The 20,225-nt window shown below is 72.9% G+C and carries 18 protein-coding genes; 10 read left to right on the top strand and 8 right to left on the bottom strand.

Features of this window, described 5'->3' with window-relative positions; genetic code table 11:
* Window positions 1-30: 30 nt before the first annotated feature.
* The 3 genes from BSL84_RS15750 to BSL84_RS15740 all read right to left on the bottom strand — a co-directional run bounded on the left by BSL84_RS15750 (window position 31) and on the right by BSL84_RS15740 (window position 2,528).
* A complete protein-coding gene (locus BSL84_RS15750; RefSeq protein WP_234363626.1) occupies window positions 31-672 on the bottom strand; it encodes a hypothetical protein in 642 nt (213 codons plus the stop codon).
* 62 nt (window positions 673-734) lie between these two features.
* Window positions 735-1,301 (bottom strand): SigE family RNA polymerase sigma factor, encoded by a 567-nt coding sequence (locus tag BSL84_RS15745; RefSeq protein WP_030027405.1) that lies wholly within the window; start codon window positions 1,299-1,301, stop codon window positions 735-737.
* A 273-nt stretch (window positions 1,302-1,574) separates the two neighbouring features.
* The gene (locus BSL84_RS15740; RefSeq protein WP_075970574.1) at window positions 1,575-2,528 is read right to left on the bottom strand and encodes an A/G-specific adenine glycosylase; all 954 of its coding nucleotides are present in this window, start codon (window positions 2,526-2,528) and stop codon (window positions 1,575-1,577) included.
* 222 nt (window positions 2,529-2,750) lie between these two features.
* Between BSL84_RS15740 and BSL84_RS15735 the strand changes: the two genes are divergently transcribed.
* Entirely contained in the window at window positions 2,751-3,548 is a 798-nt protein-coding gene (locus BSL84_RS15735) for a hypothetical protein (RefSeq protein ID WP_075970573.1), read from the top strand.
* A 267-nt stretch (window positions 3,549-3,815) separates the two neighbouring features.
* On the opposite strand, the gene disA is transcribed toward BSL84_RS15735, so the two are convergent.
* Both disA and radA read right to left on the bottom strand, forming a co-directional pair.
* Window positions 3,816-4,940 carry a DNA integrity scanning diadenylate cyclase DisA gene (gene disA / locus BSL84_RS15730; RefSeq protein ID WP_030030049.1) on the bottom strand — a complete coding sequence of 375 codons (1,125 nt, stop codon included), beginning with the start codon at window positions 4,938-4,940 and terminating at the stop codon, window positions 3,816-3,818.
* A 242-nt stretch (window positions 4,941-5,182) separates the two neighbouring features.
* Window positions 5,183-6,601 carry a DNA repair protein RadA gene (radA, locus tag BSL84_RS15725; RefSeq protein ID WP_030030051.1) on the bottom strand — a complete coding sequence of 473 codons (1,419 nt, stop codon included), beginning with the start codon at window positions 6,599-6,601 and terminating at the stop codon, window positions 5,183-5,185.
* A 205-nt stretch (window positions 6,602-6,806) separates the two neighbouring features.
* Between radA and BSL84_RS15720 the strand changes: the two genes are divergently transcribed.
* Window positions 6,807-8,579 (top strand): BACON domain-containing protein, encoded by a 1,773-nt coding sequence (locus tag BSL84_RS15720; protein WP_045323959.1) that lies wholly within the window; start codon window positions 6,807-6,809, stop codon window positions 8,577-8,579.
* Window positions 8,580-8,600: 21 nt separating this feature from the next.
* Here BSL84_RS15720 and BSL84_RS15715 read toward each other — a convergent pair whose 3' ends face one another.
* The gene (locus tag BSL84_RS15715; RefSeq protein ID WP_045323960.1) at window positions 8,601-9,401 is read right to left on the bottom strand and encodes a hypothetical protein; all 801 of its coding nucleotides are present in this window, start codon (window positions 9,399-9,401) and stop codon (window positions 8,601-8,603) included.
* Between the two features lie 123 nt (window positions 9,402-9,524).
* Between BSL84_RS15715 and BSL84_RS15710 the strand changes: the two genes are divergently transcribed.
* Window positions 9,525-10,478, top strand: coding sequence for a Ppx/GppA phosphatase family protein (locus BSL84_RS15710; protein WP_030032732.1), 954 nt, complete (start codon window positions 9,525-9,527; stop codon window positions 10,476-10,478).
* Between the two features lie 678 nt (window positions 10,479-11,156).
* Here the strand turns inward: BSL84_RS15710 and BSL84_RS15700 are convergent.
* Complete coding sequence (locus tag BSL84_RS15700; RefSeq protein ID WP_075970570.1) at window positions 11,157-12,380, bottom strand: RNA-guided endonuclease InsQ/TnpB family protein; 1,224 nt, start codon at window positions 12,378-12,380, stop codon at window positions 11,157-11,159.
* A gap of 24 nt (window positions 12,381-12,404) precedes the next feature.
* On the opposite strand from BSL84_RS15700, the gene tnpA reads away from it, so the two are divergent.
* The 7 genes from tnpA to ilvD all read left to right on the top strand — a co-directional run bounded on the left by tnpA (window position 12,405) and on the right by ilvD (window position 18,016).
* Window positions 12,405-12,821 carry an IS200/IS605 family transposase gene (tnpA, locus tag BSL84_RS15695; protein WP_075970569.1) on the top strand — a complete coding sequence of 139 codons (417 nt, stop codon included), beginning with the start codon at window positions 12,405-12,407 and terminating at the stop codon, window positions 12,819-12,821.
* Between the two features lie 48 nt (window positions 12,822-12,869).
* Window positions 12,870-13,124: a hypothetical protein gene (locus BSL84_RS15690; protein ID WP_075970568.1), complete on the top strand. Its 255-nt coding sequence runs from the start codon at window positions 12,870-12,872 to the stop codon at window positions 13,122-13,124.
* 17 nt (window positions 13,125-13,141) lie between these two features.
* Window positions 13,142-13,723: an HD domain-containing protein gene (locus BSL84_RS15685; protein ID WP_075970567.1), complete on the top strand. Its 582-nt coding sequence runs from the start codon at window positions 13,142-13,144 to the stop codon at window positions 13,721-13,723.
* 152 nt (window positions 13,724-13,875) lie between these two features.
* The gene (locus BSL84_RS15680; protein ID WP_030029198.1) at window positions 13,876-14,526 is read left to right on the top strand and encodes a DUF7691 family protein; all 651 of its coding nucleotides are present in this window, start codon (window positions 13,876-13,878) and stop codon (window positions 14,524-14,526) included.
* A 69-nt stretch (window positions 14,527-14,595) separates the two neighbouring features.
* Window positions 14,596-15,423 (top strand): sugar phosphate isomerase/epimerase family protein, encoded by an 828-nt coding sequence (locus BSL84_RS15675; RefSeq protein ID WP_030029199.1) that lies wholly within the window; start codon window positions 14,596-14,598, stop codon window positions 15,421-15,423.
* Complete coding sequence (locus BSL84_RS15670; protein ID WP_030029200.1) at window positions 15,420-16,040, top strand: TetR family transcriptional regulator; 621 nt, start codon at window positions 15,420-15,422, stop codon at window positions 16,038-16,040. Before BSL84_RS15675 ends, BSL84_RS15670 begins: the two co-directional genes overlap by 4 nt.
* Before the next feature lie 125 nt (window positions 16,041-16,165).
* The gene (ilvD, locus tag BSL84_RS15665) at window positions 16,166-18,016 is read left to right on the top strand and encodes a dihydroxy-acid dehydratase (RefSeq protein WP_030029201.1); all 1,851 of its coding nucleotides are present in this window, start codon (window positions 16,166-16,168) and stop codon (window positions 18,014-18,016) included.
* 57 nt (window positions 18,017-18,073) lie between these two features.
* Here ilvD and BSL84_RS15660 read toward each other — a convergent pair whose 3' ends face one another.
* Complete coding sequence (locus BSL84_RS15660; RefSeq protein ID WP_075970566.1) at window positions 18,074-20,218, bottom strand: protein kinase domain-containing protein; 2,145 nt, start codon at window positions 20,216-20,218, stop codon at window positions 18,074-18,076.
* Window positions 20,219-20,225: the final 7 nt, after the last annotated feature.

Raw genomic sequence — 20,225 nt, 5'->3', positions numbered from 1 at the left:
AAGCCTCGCCTCGTTCTTCTTGCTCAGTGCTCAGTTCTTCTGACTCGTGGCCGGGGCCGGCTGGACGCCGCCGTCGACCACGTTGCTGTACTCCGAGTGCACCCGGTCCTGCTCGGTGAACCGCTCCCCGTCCCAGCGGTAGGTGATCACGTCCTCGCCCGACGGATAGGCGAGCGCGTCGCTCTTTCCGTAGACCTGCTTCGTGACCACCAGGTCGCCCCGGTCGATCTCCGCGTAGACGGGTGGCTGTTCGTCCGCGAACACATTCTCGTACGAGGCGCCGTCCGCCCGGTACACGTAGGTGCCGCGGCCCAGGGCGTCCGCGCAGGACAGGACGTTCACGACGACGTCGGCCACCGGGCCCCCGGTGACCTTCCCGTAGCTGACGTCCACCGGGTACTCCTTGCCCGTGCAGGGCTTGAGGTCCCGTTTGACGTCGGCCCCGACCTTGGGGTCGGCCATGAGCAGCCGGACCGGGTCGACCTTCTTCAGGGGCGTCCCGGACGGCGAGGCCGTCGCCGGGGAGCCGTCGGGGGCGGAACCGGACGGAGCGGTCCTGGCGACCGTGTCGCTGCGGGCGGGGCCGCCGTCGCGCAGGCCGGTCCCGCCGGTCGCGCAACCGACCGCGAACACGCCGATGCCGACGAGGACGATGGTCCCCGCCGACACCAGCACCAGACTGCCCCGCCCGCGCAAGGCGGGGGGAGAACTTCTGCCGTTCAGATCTTGGCCGTTCAGGCCGCGCACCGCTCACGCCCCTCGTACCGCATGGTGTGGTCACCGCGCTCCAGCGCACGCATGTCCAGGTCCCGGCTCTCCAGCTCCTGCCGGAGGCGGGCCAGGGCGCGGTGCAGAGTGCTCTTCACGGTTCCCGCCGACATCCCGAGCGCCGCGGCCGTCTCCTCGGTGCTCATCTGCTCCCAGTGTCGCAGGACGACCACACTGCGCTGCTTGGGCGCGAGCACCTTGAGGATGTCCATCAGCAGCGCGCGGTCGGCGCGCTGGTCGGAGCCGTCCTCCACGGACGCGTCGGGGAGCTGCTCGGTGGGGACCTCTTCGAGCTTGCGGGCGCGCCACCACTCGGTACGGGTGTTGATCATGACCCGGCGGAGGTAGGCGTCGGCGAGGGACTTGTCGGCGATGCCGTCCCAGCGGCCGTACGTGCGCACGAGGGCCGTCTGGAGGAGGTCCTGGGCGTCGGTGGGGTCCGGGACGAGGCGCCGGGCACTGCGCAGGAGGGCGTCCTGCCGGGTGCGTACGTACTCCTCGAACCCGAGTACCTCGCCATGCGCCTGCACCATTTCAGACCGCCTCCGTTCCCGTCCGACCGTTCCACCGCTGTCTTACGGGGACGACGCTACGGAGGGGTTGTCACGGGCCTGTGCGAGCCAGCCTTCGGTGGGAGCACGGACACCCATAGGTTGTGTAACAACGCCTGTGAGCTGGGATTTGACGGCAAAAAGCGGAATGCCTGACTCAGCCTCAGGCGCCGCTACGGGCGGGGGCGGGCCGGTGCACGGACCGTGCCCGAACCGCCTGCCCCCCTCGGCGGCCCGTCGGCGGTCCGTCGGCGGTCAGGACTGCGGGCGGGTCTGCGGGAGCCGGTAGAGGCCGCCGTCGAGAGGCTCCACCAGCCCGTCGGAGACCAGCCCGTCCAGCGCCCGCGCCCGCTGCACCGGCTCGTTCCACACCGTTTCGAGAACCGCCTGCGGGACGGGCCCCACCGCCTCCCGGAGGACGGCCAGGAGCTTGCCCCGCACCTGCCGGTCGGTCCCCGCGTACGTCTGCCCGCGCCGCGGCGGCCCCTCGTGCGCGGGCTTCCCCGCCAGCCGCCACGCGCACAGCCCGGCCACCGGGCAGCGGACGCAGTCCGGACTCTTCGCGGTGCACACGAGCGCGCCGAGTTCCATCGAGGCCGCCGCCCAGCGGGCCGCTGTGGCCTCGTCCGCCGGCAGCAGCTCGCGGGCCAGGCGCCGCTCGGCCGCCGTCGTCGCGTTGGGCGGGTACTCGACACCGGTGGCGGCGCGCGCGAAGACCCGCCGGACGTTGGTGTCGAGGACGGGGTGCCGCTGCCCGTACGCGAAGGACGCCACCGCCGCGGCGGTGTACTCGCCCACCCCGGGCAGTGCGAGGAGCTGCGCGTGCTCCTGCGGGACATCGCCCCCGTGCCGCTCCGCTATCGCGGCGGCCGCGCCGTGCAGCCGCAGGGCCCGCCGCGGGTAGCCGAGCCGCCCCCAGGCCCGTACGGCCTCACCGGGGGCCTCGGCGGCCAGGTCGGCCGGGCGCGGCCAGCGGGCGATCCACTGCTCGTAGACCGGCAGGACCCGGCTGACGGGGGTCTGCTGGAGCATGAACTCGCTGACCATGACGCCCCACGGACCGGCCTCGGGGCGGCGCCAGGGCAGGTCGCGGGCGTGCTGCTCGAACCATGCGATGACGGGGGAGTGCAGCGCGTGGGAGGGGTCGGGACACGCCTCGGGACGTGCGTCGGGGGTCAGGTCGCGGGAGGAGGAGGGGGATGCAGTCATGGCATACGGCATCCTGGCACGTTTCGGCCCTCGGGGTCGGGCGTGGCGTCGGAGGTGTCCCGGTCACCGAACGTATACAAAAGCGGATTGGTGTCCACGTCGGCCCTTTGGCCGGTTCATTCCGCCTCCGCCGGGGCCCGCAGGATGATCATCGGCAAATCGAGTCCGATGCGCGGCATGTGGGGCGCTGATCGGGCCCCGAACTCTCGTAAAGTTCCCTCCGTGGGATCTCTGCGCAATCCGGTCGGGCCGCTCCCCTCCTCCATCTACTGGCGACGGAGGGCTGTGCTGGCGTCCGTCGTCGCGCTCCTCGCGCTCCTCGCCGTATGGACCGTCAGTTCCGGCGGGGGGAAGACGAGTACGAACGGCAAGGGCGAGGGCCGCCCCGACCCCGTCACCTCGATCACCCCCGGCCCGTCCGGCACGGGACCGGCCATCAGCGCCGCCCCCGGCGGGCGCCCCGAGTCCGGAAGCGGTGGGACCGCCGGGTCCGACGGCGGCAGCTCGGGCAAGAACGGCGAACCGGGCACCGGCGCGGGCGCGGGCGGCAGCTCGGGCTCCGCAGGCACCGGCGGCGCGGCCGGCCCGGCGGCGGTCCCCGCGGACTCCCCGCTCCCCACGTGCGCGACGAGTGCGCTGCAGTGGGAGGTCAAGAGCGCCAAGAACGAGTACGAGGCGAACGAGAAGCCCCGCCTCGAACTGATCGCCCGCAACATCTCCGGAACCACCTGCAAGGTCGATCTCGGCCCGAAGCACGCCGTCCTGACCATCCTTCAGGCGAGCAGCAACAAGGCGGTGTGGTCCTCGGCGGACTGCCCGACGGGCGCGGGAAACGCCTTCTTCCGCCTCCCGGCGCAGGGCGAGACCAAGCACGCACTGGAGTGGGACCGCCGGTTCAGCGCGGCCGACCAGTGCCAGTCGCCTCCGGCGGGGTCGGCCGCTCCGGACACCTACGTGGTCGAAGTCAAAGCCCCCGGCCTACCGGTCGCCCGCACCTCGTTCGTCCTCAAGCAGGACTGACCCCGCGCACTTTCAGCCCCGTCGGCGTTTGAGGCGCGGGGTCCGGGGCGGAGCCCGGCAGTGGCAGCCCAGCCACCCCGGTCCGCCGAGCAAAGCCGCAGGCTAAGGGCTGTCCCGTAATCCCTGGCGGATCAGCGTGCGGTGTCGGATGCGGTGCATCGCAAGGCGGAGGAGCGCCCTCATACTGGGCGTATGCGGGCGCTTCCGACAACGTGGCGAGGCGCCTTAGCCGGCGCCGCGCGCCCGCCGGGGATTACGGGACAGCCCTTAGACGTAGCGTTCCAGGATCGACGACTCCGCCAGCCGCGACAGCCCCTCGCGCACGCTCCGCGCCCGCGCCTCGCCCACGCCGTCCACCGTCTGCAGGTCGTCGACGCTCGCGGCGAGCAGCTTCTGCAGGCCGCCGAAGTGCTCCACCAGCCGTTCGATGATCGCGCCCGGCAGCCTCGGCACCTTGGCCAGCAGCCGGTAGCCGCGGGGCGACACCGCCGAGTCCAGCGTCTCGGGCGAGCCGGTGTACCCCAACGCCCGCGCCACGATGGGCAGTTCCAGCAGCTCCGGGTGGGTCAGGGCGTCCAGCTCCGCCAGCGCCTCGTCCACCGTGCGGGAACGCTTCGCCGTCGGCTCGGGCACGTAGTCCCGGATGACCAGTTCCCGTTCCTGCTCGATCCCCACCGTCAGCTCGTCCAGCTGGAGGGACAGCAGTCGCCCGTCCGTGCCCAGTTCGACCACGTACTCGGCGATCTCGGTCGCGATCCGGCGGACCATTTCCAGCCGCTGCGCGACCGCCGTCACGTCGCGCACCGTGACCAGGTCCTCGATCTCCAGCGCCGACAGCGTGCCCGCGACCTCGTCCAGGCGCAGCTTGTACCGCTCCAGCGTGGCCAGCGCCTGGTTCGCCCGCGACAGGATCGCCCCGGACTCCTCCAGGACCCGCCGCTCCCCGTCCACGTACAGGGCGATCAGCCGCATCGACTGCGACACCGACACCACCGGGAAGCCGCACTGCTTGGAGACGCGGTCGGCCGTACGGTGGCGCGTGCCGGTCTCCTCCGTGGGGATCGAGGCGTCCGGCACGAGCTGGACTCCGGCCCGAAGGATCTTGGTGAGGTCCTTGTCGAGGATGAGCGCGCCGTCGAGCTTGCACAGCTCGCGCAGCCGGGTCGCGGTGAACTCCACGTCCAGGACGAAGCCGCCCGTGCACATCGCCTCGACGGCCTTGTCCATGCCGAGGACGATGAGGCCGCCGGTGTTGCCGCGGACGATCCGCTCCAGGCCGTCGCGCAGTGGCTGACCAGGTGCGACCGCGCTCAGTGAGGCGCGCATGAGAGCGTCGTGCCTGGAGCTCGCGCCGGACTTCCCGGGTGCTGATGCCCCGTCCTTGGCTGCCACTGCACTCCTCCGGTCGCGGGTTGCGCCGCCCAGCGCGGGGGCACGAGGACGTGCGTACGGCCGGGCGGACCAGCACAAAGTCTACCGGCGCGCGCTGCGGCCCCGCCGTGGCTTGGCCGGGTAGGGCCCGGCGGGGGCCGGTGCGGGCCCCCTGACCAGCGCGGCGACCGGCCGGTCGGACGGTTCGATCACGACGGGCCGGGTGCTTCGATCATGGTCGGCGGCCCGGCCCCGGAGCGGGCCTACTCGGCGGCCGCCGCACGCTCCCTGGCCGGCGTACGGGAGCGCCCGCGCGGCAGCACGCGCAGAGCGTCGCCCATGTCGGCGACCTCGGTGACCTTCATCCCGGCCGGCACCTTTCCCGGGTCCGCCGGAACCAGCGCGTGCGTGAAGCCCAGCCGGTGCGCCTCCACCAGCCGCCGCTGTACGCCCGTCACCCGGCGCACCTCGCCGGCCAGGCCGACCTCGCCGATGGCCACCAGGTTCTTCGGGAGCGGGACGTCACTGGCGGCCGAGGCCAGAGCGAGCGCGATCGCCAGGTCCGCGGCGGGCTCGGTGAGCTTCACCCCGCCCACGGTGGCGCTGTAGATGTCGCGCTTGCCGAGGGCCGTGATCCGGCCGCGCTGCTCCAGCACCGCCAGCATCATCGACACGCGCGAGGTCTCCAGGCCGGACGTGGTCCGCCGGGGGGAGGGGATCTGCGAGTCCACGGTCAGCGCCTGCACCTCGGCGACCAGCGGCCGCTTCCCCTCCAGGGTCACGGTCAGGCAGGTCCCCGGAACGGCCTCGGCGCGCCGGGTCAGGAACAGCCCGCTCGGGTCGGCGAGCCCGGTGATCCCCTCGTCGTGCAGCTCGAAGCAGCCGACCTCGTCGGTCGCGCCGTACCGGTTCTTCACACCGCGTACGAGCCGGAGCCGCGCGTGCCGGTCGCCCTCGAAGCTCAGCACCACGTCGACGAGGTGCTCCAGCAGGCGGGGCCCGGCGATGTTGCCGTCCTTGGTGACGTGGCCGACCAGGAGGGTGGACATGCCCCGCTCCTTGGAGGCCTTGATCAGCGCGCCCGCCACCTCGCGCACCTGGGCCATGCCGCCGGGCGCGCCGTCGATCTCGGGGGAGGCGACGGTCTGTACGGAGTCCAGGATGAGCAGGGACGGCTTCACGGCGTCGAGGTGCCCGAGCACCGCCGACAGGTCGGTCTCCGCCGCGAGGTACAGGTGGTCGCTCAGCGCCTTGATGCGGTCGGCCCGCAGCCGCACCTGGCTCGCCGACTCCTCACCCGTGACGTACAGCGTGCGGTGCGCGTCGCTGGACGCCTTCGCCGCGACGTCCAGCAGCAGGGTCGACTTGCCCACGCCGGGCTCGCCGGCCAGGAGGACGACGGCGCCGGGCACGAGCCCGCCGCCGAGGACGCGGTCCAGCTCGTCCACCCCGGTGCTGCGCGCGGTCGCCGTCCGCCCGTCGACCTGGGCGATCGGCAGCGCGGCGGTCGAGACCCGGCCGGCCGCGGTGGTCCGTACGGCGGGTGCCCCCATCTCCTCGACGGTGCCCCAGGCCTGGCACTCGGGGCACCGGCCGAGCCACTTGGCCGTCGTCCAGCCGCATTCGGTGCAGCGGTAGGACGGACGGTCCTTGGCGGATGAACGAGCGGTGCGGGCAGCCATGCCGTTCACGGTAGCCGCCCGCACCGACAGCCCGGGCCGCGGTGTGGGTCGGGGGCGCTCCGCCGCCGGGGCCGGGCCGTCAGCCGCGTCCGTCAGCCGTGCCCGTCAGGCCCGCCGTCAGCGTGCCCGCAATCTGTTCACCCATAAGGGCTAAAACCGGGAAAGGCTTCCAAGGCGCCCCCGGCACGCCGCCTACGGTCGCCAGGTGAACAGCAGCGACCAGGCACCACCCTCACCGCGCACCGGCGCACACCGGGCGCACGGGCGCACGCACCAGGAAGAGGAGGCGCCGCGCCCCTTCCGGCACGAGCCGTATCTCGACGGCCTGTTCACCTACTGCCTGTCGGTCCTCTGCGATCACGACACCGCCACCGACGTACTGGGAGACGTCCTCGCCGTGGCCGAGCGCCATCCCGGGCGCTGCCCCGACGAGGGTGACCGGCGGGCCTGGCTGTACGCGCTCGCCCGCTGGGGCTGCCTGCGCCGCCTGGCCGAGCAGCGGCGCGTACGCCCGGGAGCGCATTCCGCCAAGCGTGCGCCGGAGCACAATGGGCGTGAATGTGCGCTGGGGGGCGCAGCGGACGACTGCACGGCCGCAGAAGCCCGCCGCCGGCTTGACGTCAGCGCCTACCGCCGTACCGAGCTGGCCCGTCTTGCCTGGCCAGAGGCCGCGGGGACCACGCCCGCGCAGCGCGAGGCACTCGAACTCGCCGTCCGCCACCGCCTCGGCGTCCCCGAACTCGCCGCCGTCCTCGGCACGCCCCCCGCGGCCGCCCGGGAACTGCTGACCGGCGCCGCCTGCGAGGTGGAGCGCACCCGCGCCGCCCTCGCCGTCGTCGAGACCGGCGGCTGCCCCAGCGTCTCCCAGCTCACCGGCGGCGACGCGGACGGCAACGGCAACGGCGGCGACGTGCTGCTGTCCGGCACCCTGCGCACGGAACTCGTCCGACACGTCGACGACTGCCCCCGCTGCCGCCGCGTCGCCGAACGGGTGGGCGCCGCGGCCCCCTGGCCCGGCTCGGGCGGCGTCAACACCGCCGCACTGCCCCTCGTACCCGCACCCCGCACCGCGGTCCACGCGGCGATGCTCCGCTCCGGCCGGGGCCGCGGCCCCGGCCCGCGGTTCGACCGCACCGGCTTCCCGATGGACCCCAGGGACCGCGCCGCCCGCCGCGACCGGCTGCGGGCCCGCGCCGTGACCACCACCGTCGTGGCCACCGTCGTCGCGGCCCCGGTCCTGGCGCTGTGGGCCTCGTACCGCGGCGAGCAGGGCACCGGCGAGTCCGTCGGCACCGGCTCCACCCGTATCTCCGCGAGCGAGACCGAGCTGCCGACCGTCCGGGTGGGCGGCCACCCGCTCACCGCGTACGAGAACACCGGGAACGCCACCGGGACCACCCCCATCCCCGGCTTCGCCGAGAGCGGCGACTCCGCCGACGTATCCGTCGAGGTGATCAGCACCGGCCCGCCGGCCACCCCCGCCCAGGCCGGCACGCCCGGCAGCCTCTCCGTGGCCGCGTCCTCGCGGGGCGCCCTCACCCTGCTCACCCTCACGGCCTCGGGCGGCGCCCGGGTGGACTGGCGGCTCTGGTCCGACGCGCCCTGGCTGCGCGCGAGCCGCACCGCGGGCACGCTCGCGCCCGGAGAATCGGTCACCCTGCACATCGCCGTGGACTCCGAGGCGCAGCCCGTCGGCGCCTGGACCGCCCGGGTCGGGGTCGACCCGGGCGGTGCGGTGGTGTCCATCCGGGGCCGCGGCCGGCCCGCGTCGACACCGACCGCACCGCCCGAGCCGACGCAGCCGGCGAGCCCGTCGCCGACGCCGGAGCAGACGCCGGAGCCCACGCCGACGCCGTCCCCGACGGAGCCGACGAGCCCGCCGCCGTCCCCGACGCCCGCGCCGTCCCCCACGGACGGCACGGGCGGAACGGCCCCGCCCGCGCCGGACCCGGACCCGACGGGACCCGGGGGCGGCTGACCTGGGGAGATACCTGGGACGCTACAGAGCCGGGTCCGCGGGGTGCGGAGCCATCGGCAGCAGGGACGCCAGCCGGGCCTCGCACAGCTCCACGAGGGCTTCGTACCCCTCCTTGCCCATCAGCTCCGTCAGCTCGGCGCGGTACGACACGTACACCGGGTCGCCGGCGCCGTGCGCGGACGTCGCCGACGTGCACCACCAGTGCAGGTCGTGGCCGCCGGGGCCCCAGCCGCGGCGGTCGTACTCGCCGATCGACACCTGCAGCACCCGGGTGTCGTCGGGCCGGTCGATCCAGTCGTACGTCCGGCGGATCGGCAGCTGCCAGCACACGTCCGGCTTGGTCTCCAGCGGCTCCCGGCCCTCCCGCAGCGCGAGGATGTGCAGCGAGCAGCCGGCCCCCGCGGGGAAGCCGGGCCGGTTCAGGAAGATGCACGCGCCGTCCCAGCGGCGGGTCTGCTTCTCACCGTCGTCGTCGTTCTGGGTCCAGCCGCTCTCGCTGCCGACGTCGTGGAACTGCCACAACTCGGGCGTCAGCCGGGCCACGTGCTCCGCGACGCGCTTCTCGTCGTCCTCGTCGGAGAAGTGCGCGCCGAGCGTGCAGCATCCGTCCGAGGCCCGGCCGGCCTGGATGCCCTGGCAGCCGCTTCCGAAGATGCAGGTCCAGCGGGAGGTGAGCCAGGTCAGGTCACAGCGGAAGACCTGCTCGTCGTCGGCGGGGTCGGGGAACTCCACCCAGGCCCGGGGAAAGTCGAGCCCCTTCTCGTCAGCCACGGCCTTCACCTTCCCGGCCTTGAGGCCCTTGGCGCCGCCCGTGCTCTTGATCGGGTTCTTGCCCGTGTCCTTCTGCGACCGGGTCTTGTTGGCCTTCTTCGTATTTGGCACAAACCCAAGCCTAAGCGCCCCTTACACAACCCCTGAGTGTTCCTCGCAGTAGCGTTTCCCCCTATGAGACTCGGTGTCCTTGATGTGGGTTCGAACACGGTCCATCTGCTGGTGGTGGACGCGCACCCCGGTGCGCGCCCACAGCCCGCGCACTCGCACAAGGTGGAGATAAGGCTGGCGGAGCTCCTCGACGACACCGGCGCCGTGACCCCCGCGGGTGTCGAGCGGCTGCTCGCGGTCGTCGAAGGGGCGGTGCGGGCCGCCGAGGACAAGGGTTGCGAGGACGTGCTGCCCTTCGCGACCAGCGCGGTGCGGGAGGCTCCGAACGTCGACGAGGTCCTGGCCCGGGTGAAGGCCGAGACCGGCGTCGACCTGCCGGTGCTGAGCGGTGAGGACGAGGCGCGGCTGACGTTCCTCGCCGCCCGCCGCTGGTTCGGCTGGTCCGCCGGCAAGCTGCTGGTCCTGGACATCGGCGGCGGCTCGCTGGAGATCGCGTACGGCATCGACGAGGACCCGGACGCGGCCGTCTCGCTCCCGTTGGGTGCGGGTCGCCTCACCGCGGGCTGGCTGCCGGGCGACCCGCCGGACGCCGTCGACGTGCGGGCGCTGCGGCGGCACGTGCGGACGGAGATCGCCCGGACGGTCCGCGAGTTCAACCGGTTCGGTGCGCCGGATCATGTGGTGGCGACGTCGAAGACGTTCAAGCAGCTGGCCCGCATCGCGGGCGCGGCCCGCTCGGGCGAGGGGCTGTACGTGCAGCGCGACCTCAGCCGCAAGGCCCTGGAGGAGTGGGTGCCGCGGCTGGCCGAGATGACGACGGCCCAGCGCTGCACCCTCCCGGGGGTCTCGGAGGGCCGGGCGAGCCAGCTGCTGGCGGGCGCGCTGGTAGCCGAGGCCGCGATGGACCTCTTCGGGGTGGACGAGCTGGAGATCTGCCCGTGGGCCCTGCGCGAGGGCGTCATCCTCCGCCGCCTGGACCACCTCCCGACGCAGGGGGCGGGCGCGGGCGCGGAGTAGGGGGGCTCGGGGGCTGCGGGGGTCGGGATTGCGGCGGGTCGGCGGCCAGGACGGTCTCGGGGGTTTCCCGGCAGTCCCATCGTCTCTCCGTGTCGGGCCGGCCCCTCAACGGCGCTCCCTCCGGTCGCGTCGCTTCGCGATGTCGCTGCGCTCCACCATTGACCGCCCGTCCCGCCACGGAAACCCGAAAGACTGCCGGGAAGCCCCCGAAGGAACGGGCCGGCCATCGAGAAATCCCCGGGGCGGTCGGCGCCGCCCGGGCACAGCCGGAGGCGCCCCAGATCGCTACGCGCTCCAGTGATGCGGCGTCTGCGAACCTCTTGGGCTGGGCATAGGCCGCGCTCGATCGCCACGCGCTTCGGTCCGACCGCGTCAGCAGGCCTTTGGGGTGGGGTAGGGCATGGGCCGCCGTCGACCGCTACGCGCTTCGGCCTGACCGCGTCCGGCCCCTCGTCGGGGCTGGGCCGGCCGGCTCGATGTTGCCCACTGCGGTGGAGAACTCCCGGCCGGACGGGCCCCGGACATAGGCAAGCTCCACCCAGTAGGGGCGGACCGAGGTCGACACGTCCTCGTTGATCACGGCCATCAGCTCGCCCTCGACGCCACTCGCCACGTCGCGCACGCGCTGTCGCAGCAGAGGGTGCGGCAGGTACTCGTAGCGTTGACGTACTCCCCGCCCTAAAGGACGGGGATTCCAGCCTGGGCCGTCTGGCCCTTCTGGTGGCTTCCTGCTTCACGGCGCTGTGCGGGCACGGATGCCCGTCTTACCGGCGCTCCACAGGCGTTTAGCCTGTCCGCCCGTCCGGCGGCCAGGATGTTGCGTGCGGCGTTGACGTCGCGGTCGTGGACGGTCCCGCACTCCTTGCACGTCCATGCGCGGACGTGCAGGGGTTTGGGGCCGTCCTTGATGCCGCAGGCCGAGCAGACCTGGGAGGTCGGTTCGAAGCGGCCGATCCTGCCGAAGTACCGGCCGTGCCTGGCGGCTTTGTACTCCAGCATGCCGAGGAACCACGACCATCCGGCGTCGTGCACGGACTTGGCGAGGCGGGTGCGGGCGAGGCCGGACACCGCGAGGTCTTCCACGTACACCGCTTGGTTCTCGCGGATGATGCGCGTGGATTCCTTGTGGTGCCAGTCCCGGCGCCGGTCCGCGACGCGGGCGTGCTGGCGTGCGACCTTGACGCGGGCCTTGGTCCGGTTCTTCGACCCCTTGGCCTTGCGGCTGAGGTCCTTCTGCAACCGCTTGAGCTTGCGCTCGGCGCGGCGCAGGAAGCGCGGGGACGCGATCTTCTGCCCGTTGGAGAGGACCGCGAACGCCGACAGTCCTAGGTCGATGCCGGCCTCGGCGGTCGTCTCGGGCAGGAACTCGGGTTCGGTGTCCACGACGAACGAGGCCCGGTACCGGCCGGCCGCGTCCATCGTGACGGTGACCGAGGTCGGGGCGGTCGGAAGCGGGCGCGACCAGCGCACCCGCAGGTCCCCGACCTTCGCCACGTACAGGCGGCCGTTCTCGCGCAGGCTGAACCCGTTGGCGGTGAGGCGGATCGACTGCCGGTTGTCCCGCTTGGACTTGAAGCGGGGCGGCGCGGCCTTCGGCCCTTTGCGCTTGCCGGTGACGGAGGAGAAGAAGTTGCGGTAGGCGGTGTGCAGGTCCCTCAGGGACTGCACCAGCACGACGGAGGACACCTCGCCCAGCCACGCCCGTTCACCGGTGCGCTTCGCGGCGGTGATGACCTGCTTTTGAAGGTCGGTGTCCTTGATGTACGGCAGTCCCGCCGCGTGGGCTTCCTGACGGGCCCGCAGGCCGTCGTTGAAGACCACCCGGGCGCACCCGAACGCCCTGGCCAGCGCGTGGCGCTGGGCGGGCTCGGGGTACACGCGGAAGTTGTACCGGAGCTGCACAGCCGTGACCCTACCATTTGGTCTATGGCTACCGATGGCGAGTTGAGGCGTGGCAGGCACGTGGTTTCGGCGATGCACGTGCATTTGGTCTTCGTGACCAGGTATCGGCGTGGTGTGTTCAACGACGACATGCTGACCGTGTGCGAGGCGACCATGCGGAAGGTGTGCGAGGACTTCGAGGCCGAGCTGATCGAGTTCAACGGCGAGGACGACCACGTGCACCTGCTGGTCCACTACCCGCCGAAGGTCGCCGTGTCCGGCCTCGTGAACAGCCTCAAGGGCGTGTCCGCCCGCATCCTGCGCCGGGACTTCACCGGCCGCGTGAACCGGGCGCTCATGCACGGGCACTTCTGGTCGCCGTCCTACTTCGCCGCCTCGTGCGGCGGCGCCCCGCTCACGGTGGTGCGGCAGTACATCGAGCAACAGCGCCGGCCGCTGTAGCTTCGCTCCGCGGACCGTTCCGGCTTACCCCGCCCTGAAGGACGGGGCTTGCGCCGGGCTCATCCGGTCACGCTGTTGCGAGGGTTGACGTACGGCCTGCACGAAGCGGCAGGCTATGTGGACTTGTATGCGCACACGCTGTGGGCTCTGCTGACGACCCATCCGTGGCTGGTGCAGGCGTCGGCCCTGCTGGTGTGCGACCTGGCAGAGCGTACCGAGCGGCTGCTGGACGGGGGCCGCATATCCGAAAGATCCCGCCGTGAACTGAGCACTGTGAACTACGTTCTACGTGATCGAATCTGAAACTGGAGGGTCACCAGATGGCAGACGAGAAGGCCGACGCGCAGGGTACGGCCGGGTTTCTCTTCGAGATGGGTGTGCTCAAGAACGCCAAGCGGACCGGTTGGTGGTTCACGGGGAACAACCAGCCGGAGTCGATCGCAGAGCACTCTTTCCGCGTCGGCATCGTCGGTGCCGTCCTGGCCATGATGGAGGGGGTGGACCCTGCCAAGGTGGCATTGATGTGTCTGTTCCACGACACGCAGGAGACCCGGATCGGCGACATCCCGCACATCGGGCGCCGATACATCGACGCGGCGACGAACGAGACGGTCACCGCCGACCAGGTCGCTGCCGCACACCCGGCGGTGCGGGAGGGCGTGCAACGGGTGGTGGGCGAGTACGAAAGTGGTGAGACCCCCGAGGCGATCGTCGCCAAGGACGCCGACAAGCTGGAGTGTCTCGTGCAGGCCGTCGAGTACCGGGCCCAGGGCTACAGCCTGGTGCAGGACTGGATCGACACCTCGCTGAGCAGTCTGAAGACCGCCTCGGCGCAGGCTCTCGCCGAAGCCGCGCTGACCATGTCCCCGCTGGAATGGCGGAAGACCTTCCTGGGCGAGTGAGCCTCCGTCGGCGGCAAGGCGGTGCGCCACTGAGTGCCGGTGAACCCGGTCGGCATCGTCGGCCAGCCCCGTCGTCCTCCTGCCCGCCGCCGAGTCCTGACCGGGCCACCGGGCGCCACCGCACTGTCGGTGGGCGTCGGCAGGATGGGGGCATGAGTCACAACATCTCGTACTCGACGGCGGACAAGGCCCACGTGCTGGCCTACCTCGGCGGCAAGGGCGAGCTCACGGCGGATCAGCTGCGGCGGCTGGAGCTCATGCGGGGGCGCGCACGGGACTACCAGGACCGTCTCGACCGGCAGGGCCTGGACTGGGGGTTGTCCGTTCCCGACGCCCTGGAGCACCTGATCGCCGGGCACACCGACTCGGACGCGGCCTGCGCGGGCAACGCCTACACCACCGCCCTGCAGTTCGTCATCGACTGCAACGCCTCCGACGGCTCGCACCTGGGCACGTACTCCATGCCCAGCACCTTCTTCGGACTGGTCGACGACGAGATGCGCCGCCTCGGCGTGCCCGCCGACCTGCTGCCCCACGGGTTCCTCTACGGCGGGCCGCCCGACGAGTTCCCGTTCATCCCCTGGTCGGTGGACGGGTACCCGGCCATCGGGCACCTGCCGCTCGCGAAGGCCGGGGCCGCCGCCGACGCGTACCGGGCCGTGCTGGACCGGATGGACCCCGACTTCCGCTACGACGTGCAGGAGCTCCTCGACGTACTCGAAGCCGAGCACAAGGAGTGGCAGCGGGCGACGAGGGACCTCGACTGGTACACCCAGGACACGCTGTTCTTCCGGCTCGTCTGACGGCCGGAAGTGGAGGCGGCGTGGCGGCCGTCACGTACCGGGCGGGCGCGGGCCCCGTACCCTGTCCTGGTGGCAGAACCCGTCCGCATTCCCACCGCGAAGGTCGCCCTGTCCACCGCCTCCGTCTATCCGGAGTCCACGGCGACCGCCTTCGAGATCGCCGCACGCCTCGGATACGACGGCGTCGAGGTGATGGTGTGGACGGATCCCGTCAGCCAGGACATCGACGCGCTGCGCCGCCTGTCGGACCAGCACCAGGTGCCGGTCCTCGCCGTCCACGCGCCCTGCCTGCTGATCACCCAGCGCGTGTGGTCCACCGATCCGTGGGTCAAGCTCCAGCGCGCCCGGTCGGCGGCCGAGAGGCTGGGCGCGTCCACCGTCGTCGTGCACCCGCCGTTCCGGTGGCAGCGCCAGTACGCGCGGGAGTTCGTGTCCGGCATCTGGCGGATGGCCGAGGAGACCGACGTCCGGTTCGCCGTGGAGAACATGTACCCGTGGCGGTACCGCGACCGCGAGATGCTGGCCTACGCCCCCGAGTGGGACGTGACGAAGGACGACTACCGGCACTACACCGTCGACCTGTCGCACACCGCGACCGCCCGTACCGACGCCACCGCGATGATCGACCGGATGGGGGACCGGCTCGCCCACGTGCACCTCGCCGACGGCAACGGATCGGCCAAGGACGAGCACCTGGTGCCGGGGCGCGGTACGCAGCCCTGCGCCGAGCTGCTGGAACGCCTCGCCCGCAGCTCCTTCGACGGCCATGTGGTGATCGAGGTCAACACGCGGCGCGCGATGTCCTCCGCGGAGCGGGAGGCCGACCTCGCCGAGGCGCTGGCCTTCACCCGCCTGCACCTGGCCGCCGCCGGGCACGACCGGGCCCGCCGGCCGTGACCGGGGAGAGTACGCCGCGCCGGCGGGGTCCGGGCCGGCCCCGCCAGGACGAGGCCGAGGAGGGGCCGGGCACCCAGGAGCGCATCCGGCTCGCCGCCCGTGAGGTGTTCGCGGAGCGCGGCTACGACAAGACGTCCGTGCGCGGCGTCGCGAAGGTCGCCGGCGTGGACCCGGCGCTGGTGCACCACTACTTCGGCAGCAAGGACGATCTGTTCGCCGCGGCCATCGAGATGAGCATGGAGCCGGCCCTGGTGGTGCCGGCGGTCCTCGGCGAGGGGCCCGACGGCATCGGCGAGCGCCTGGCCCGCTACTTCCTCGGGGTGTGGGAGAACCCGGTCACCCGGGCCCCGCTGCTCGCGGTGATCCGGTCCGCGCTCACGCACGACGCGGCGGCGAAGGTGCTGCGCGGGCTGGTGCTGCGCAGGGTCCTGGAGCGGGTGGCCGCCGACCTGGACGTGCCCGACCCGACGTTCCGCGCCGAGCTGGCGGCCTCCCACATGGTCGGCATCGCGATCCTGCGCTACGTCCTCCAGGTCGAGCCCCTCGCGTCGGCGGACCCGGAGGACATCGTGGGGCTCGTGGCCCCTACGCTTCAGCGGTACCTGACCGAGGACTGAGCCGCCCGTCCCGCCATGCGGACAGTCCGTCCGGATCGCGGGCGGTGGGCGTAGCCTCGTATCTGAGCCATATCCGCAGTCGCGGCCGACCGCACGGCCTGCCGCACTCATGGGGAGTGAACCGCATGCCCGAGCTGAGGTCCCGCACCGTCACCCACGGCCGCAACATGGCGGGTGCCCGCGCCCTGATGCGCGCGTCGGGCGTAGCGAGCGAGGACATCGGGAAGCCGGTCATCGCGGTCGCCAACTCCTTCACCGAGTTCGTCCCCGGCCACACGCACCTGGCGCCCGTGGGCCGGATCGTCTCCGACGCCATCCGCGCGGCCGGCGCGATCCCCCGCGAGTTCAACACGATCGCCGTCGACGACGGCATCGCGATGGGCCACGGCGGCATGCTGTACTCCCTGCCGTCGCGCGACCTCATCGCGGACAGCGTGGAGTACATGGTCGAGGCGCACTGCGCCGACGCCCTGATCTGCATCTCCAACTGCGACAAGATCACCCCCGGCATGCTGATGGCCGCCATGCGCCTCAACATCCCGGCCGTGTTCGTCTCCGGCGGCCCGATGGAGGCCGGACAGGCCGTCCTCGTCGACGGCACCGTCCGCAAGCTGGACCTGATCGACGCCATGGTGGACGCCTCCAACGAGAACGTCTCCGACGAGGACGTGCTCCGCATCGAGGAGAACGCCTGTCCCACCTGCGGTTCGTGTTCGGGCATGTTCACCGCCAACTCGATGAACTGCCTCGCCGAGGCCATCGGCCTGGCCCTCCCCGGCAACGGCTCGGTCCTCGCCACGCACACGGCCCGCCGCGCCCTGTACGAGGACGCCGGCCGCACGGTCGTGGAAATCACCAAGCGGTACTACGAGGGCGGCGACGAGTCCGTCCTGCCCCGCAGCATCGCCACCCGCGAGGCCTTCGAGAACGCCATGGCCCTCGACATCGCCATGGGCGGCTCCACCAACACGATCCTGCACCTGCTCGCCGCCGCGCAGGAGGCGGGTCTGGACTACGACCTCAAGGACATCGACGCCGTCTCGCGCCGGGTCCCCTGCCTGGCCAAGGTCGCACCGAACGTCGCGCCCGGCGGCACGTACTACATGGAGGACGTGCACCGCGCCGGCGGCATCCCCGCCATCCTCGGCGAGCTGCACCGCGGCGGGCTCCTCAACAAGGACGTGACGACGGTCCACTCCGAGGGCCTGGAGGACTGGCTCGGCACGTGGGACGTCCGCTCGGGCACGGCGTCCGACACCGCGGTGGAGCTGTGGCACGCGGCCCCCGGCTGTGTTCGCTCCGCGACGGCCTTCTCCCAGTCCGAGCGCTGGGACGCCCTCGACCTCGACGCCGAGGGCGGCTGCATCCGCTCCGTGCAGCACGCGTACTCCAAGGACGGCGGCCTGGCCGTCCTGCGCGGCAACATCGCCGTCGACGGCTGCGTCGTGAAGACGGCCGGCGTCGACGAGTCGATCTGGACCTTCGAGGGCCCGGCGGTCGTCTGCGAGTCGCAGGACGAGGCCGTCGACAAGATCCTGCGCAAGGAGGTCAAGGCGGGCGACGTCGTCGTCATCCGCTACGAGGGCCCGCGCGGCGGCCCCGGCATGCAGGAGATGCTCTACCCGACCTCCTTCCTGAAGGGCCGCGGTCTGGGCAAGGTGTGCGCGCTGGTGACGGACGGCCGCTTCTCCGGCGGCACCTCCGGCCTGTCCATCGGCCACGCCTCCCCGGAGGCGGCGTCCGGCGGTGACATCGCCGTGGTCGAGGACGGCGACCGCATCCGCATCGACATTCCGAACCGGTCCATCGAGATCCTCGTCGACGAGGCCACCCTGGCCGCCCGCCATGAGGCCCTGGGCGGGGTCTACGCGCCGAAGAACCGCGAGCGCAAGGTCTCCGCGGCCCTGCGCGCCTACGCCGCGATGGCCACCAGCGCCGACAAGGGCGCGGTCCGCGACGTCACCCGGCTGGGCTGACCCGGCCGGCCACCGGCAGCGACGCCCCGCACCGTCCGGTACGGGGGCGCCCGCGTCTCACCAGCGGGCCGGGTCGGCGGCGTCCACCGCGAACACCGACCCGTCGGGCGCGCCCGCGAACACCCGCCCGCCGCCGGCCACCGGCGCGGGCAGCGTCGACGCGTAGGTGTCCCGGCCCTCGGCCATCCGCGGCCTGGTCTGGCCCGCCGGCCGGCCGTCGGCGGCGTCGACGGCCAGCAGCCGGCCGTCCGGCGCCGTCAGGAGGACCCGGCCGTCGGCGACCACCGGGCGCGAGGCCACCGTCACGCCCGTCTCCCGCCGCCACCGCTCCTTGTCCGACCCGACCGCGACCAGCGCGCCGGAGGTCCCGAACAGGTACGTGACCCCGTCCCGGTCCACCGCCGCCTCCGCGTCGAACAGCGGCGCCGTGAGGCGCACCCGCTGTGCCGTCCGCGCCGAGAGGTCGGCCCGTACGACGGCGCCGGTCCGGCCGGACGCGTCGACGTCCACCAGGTACAGCCCGCCGGCCGCCGCCCCGACCGGCCGCAGCCGCCCCGCCGTACGGAACTGGCCGGTGACGTTTCCGGTCGCCGCGTCGACCGCCGCGAGCTGCGTGGAACCGCTGCCGTCGGGCGTCGCCACGTACAGTGCGGGCGCGCCGCCGCCCTCCGTCCCGCCGCCGGTCCACCACACGGAGCCGACCCCGGCGATCTGCCGGGTCCAGCGCGTCGTCCCGGCGGCCGCGTCCAGTGCGGTGACGCTGCCGTTCGTGCCCGCCAGCAGTACCTGCGCGCCCGCGGCCACCGCCTGCGCACCCGCGGGGAGCCGGTGCCGCCACCGCTCGGCGCCCGTGGCCGGGTCCAGCGCCCGGAGCGTTTCACCGCCCGGCACCACGACGAGGACCAGCCCGCCGGTGTGCAGGGGCGCACCCGGTGTGGCCGCCCCCTTCGCCAGGCCGGACGCGTCCGCCTCCACCGCCCACACCGCCGTACCGTCGGCCGGGTCGAGCCGGGCCGCGGCGAGCCCGGGCCCGGCGCAGTACAGGGCCTCCGCGTGCCAGGAGCAGGCGCCGATCCGGCTGCCCGTGCCGGGCTTGCCCAGGGGGACCGACCAGGGGGCGAAGGCCTTCGGGGCGTGAGCCGGATCCGCCTTCCCGGCGATCTGCGCGGACGACGAACCGGCGGCCGTACCGAAGTGCAGGTACCCGCCGACCGCGCCGCCCCCGAGCAGCAGCCCGACCCCCGCAGCGACCGCGACCCGCGCCCGCCGCCGGCGCGGGGCCCGGGGCTCCGGCCCGGCGGGGACCCGCTCCCTGCGGTGGGTCAGCAGCTCGGCCCCGTCGGGCCTGCGCGGCTGGGGGATGAAGGCCTGGGTGTCCTCCGCGGTCGGGTACGCGACCGCACGCATCTCGGCGATCAGCTCCGCCGCGGTCGGCCGCTCCTGCGGATCCTTGGCCAGGCACCGTTCGACGATCGGTACGAGCTGCCGCGGCAGCCCGGTCAGATCGGGCTCAGCGTGCACCACCTGGTACGCCACCAGGTAGTGGCTGTCGGAGTCGAAGGGCCCGCGGCCCGTCGCCGCGTGCACGAGCACCGCGCCGAGGGCGAAGACGTCCGCGGCCGTTCCCACGTCGCGGGGCCGCTGGAACTGCTCGGGCGCCATGAACGGCGGCGTCCCGATCAGCTTTCCGGTCTCGGTGCGCAGGTCGCTGTCGGCCGGCCGGGAGATCCCGAAGTCGATGACGCGTACGCCGTCGGGTGCCATGAGCACGTTGCTCGGCTTGAGGTCCCGGTGCACCACGCCCGCCCGGTGGATGTCCCGCAGCGCCTCCGCCAGTCCGGCGGCGAGCCGGGCCAGCTCGGTGCGGTCCAGCACCCGCTCCCGTACCCGCTCGGCGAGCGTCGGCGCGTCGATGAACAGGGTGGCCATCCAGGGCCGCTCGGCGTCGGGGTCGGCGTCCACGACTGGTGCGGTGAACGCCCCGCTCACCCTGCGCGCGGCCGCGACCTCCTGCCGGAAGCGCGCCCGGAACTCCGGGTCCACCGCATGCTCGGCATGCACGATCTTGACGGCGAGTTTCAGCCCCGAGCCGGACGTGGCGAGATGGACGACGCCCATCCCTCCGGAGCCGAGCACCGATTCGAGCCGGTACTGCCCGGCGTACTCCGGAAAGCCCGCGTAGTCCGCGCGCAGCGAATGCACCGCTCAC

This window comes from Streptomyces sp. TN58, assembly GCF_001941845.1.
In the GTDB taxonomy this organism is placed as follows: Bacteria; Actinomycetota; Actinomycetes; order Streptomycetales; family Streptomycetaceae; genus Streptomyces.
Note: the sequence above shows the minus strand (reverse complement) of the source record. Positions and strands in the feature narration are given on the sequence as shown.

Bases quoted from the DNA above. Each gene is read 5' to 3' on its own strand.
- BSL84_RS15745 (WP_030027405.1), bottom strand. From the start codon at position 1,301: ATGGTGCAGGCGCATGGCGAGGTACTCGGGTTCGAGGAGTACGTACGC.
- BSL84_RS15740 (WP_075970574.1), bottom strand. From the start codon at position 2,528: ATGACTGCATCCCCCTCCTCCTCCCGCGACCTGACCCCCGACGCACGT.
- radA (WP_030030051.1), bottom strand. From the start codon at position 6,601: ATGGCTGCCCGCACCGCTCGTTCATCCGCCAAGGACCGTCCGTCCTAC.
- BSL84_RS15710 (WP_030032732.1), top strand. From the start codon at position 9,525: ATGAGACTCGGTGTCCTTGATGTGGGTTCGAACACGGTCCATCTGCTG.
- tnpA (WP_075970569.1), top strand. From the start codon at position 12,405: ATGGCTACCGATGGCGAGTTGAGGCGTGGCAGGCACGTGGTTTCGGCG.
- BSL84_RS15685 (WP_075970567.1), top strand. From the start codon at position 13,142: ATGGCAGACGAGAAGGCCGACGCGCAGGGTACGGCCGGGTTTCTCTTC.
- BSL84_RS15680 (WP_030029198.1), top strand. From the start codon at position 13,876: ATGAGTCACAACATCTCGTACTCGACGGCGGACAAGGCCCACGTGCTG.
- ilvD (WP_030029201.1), top strand. From the start codon at position 16,166: ATGCCCGAGCTGAGGTCCCGCACCGTCACCCACGGCCGCAACATGGCG.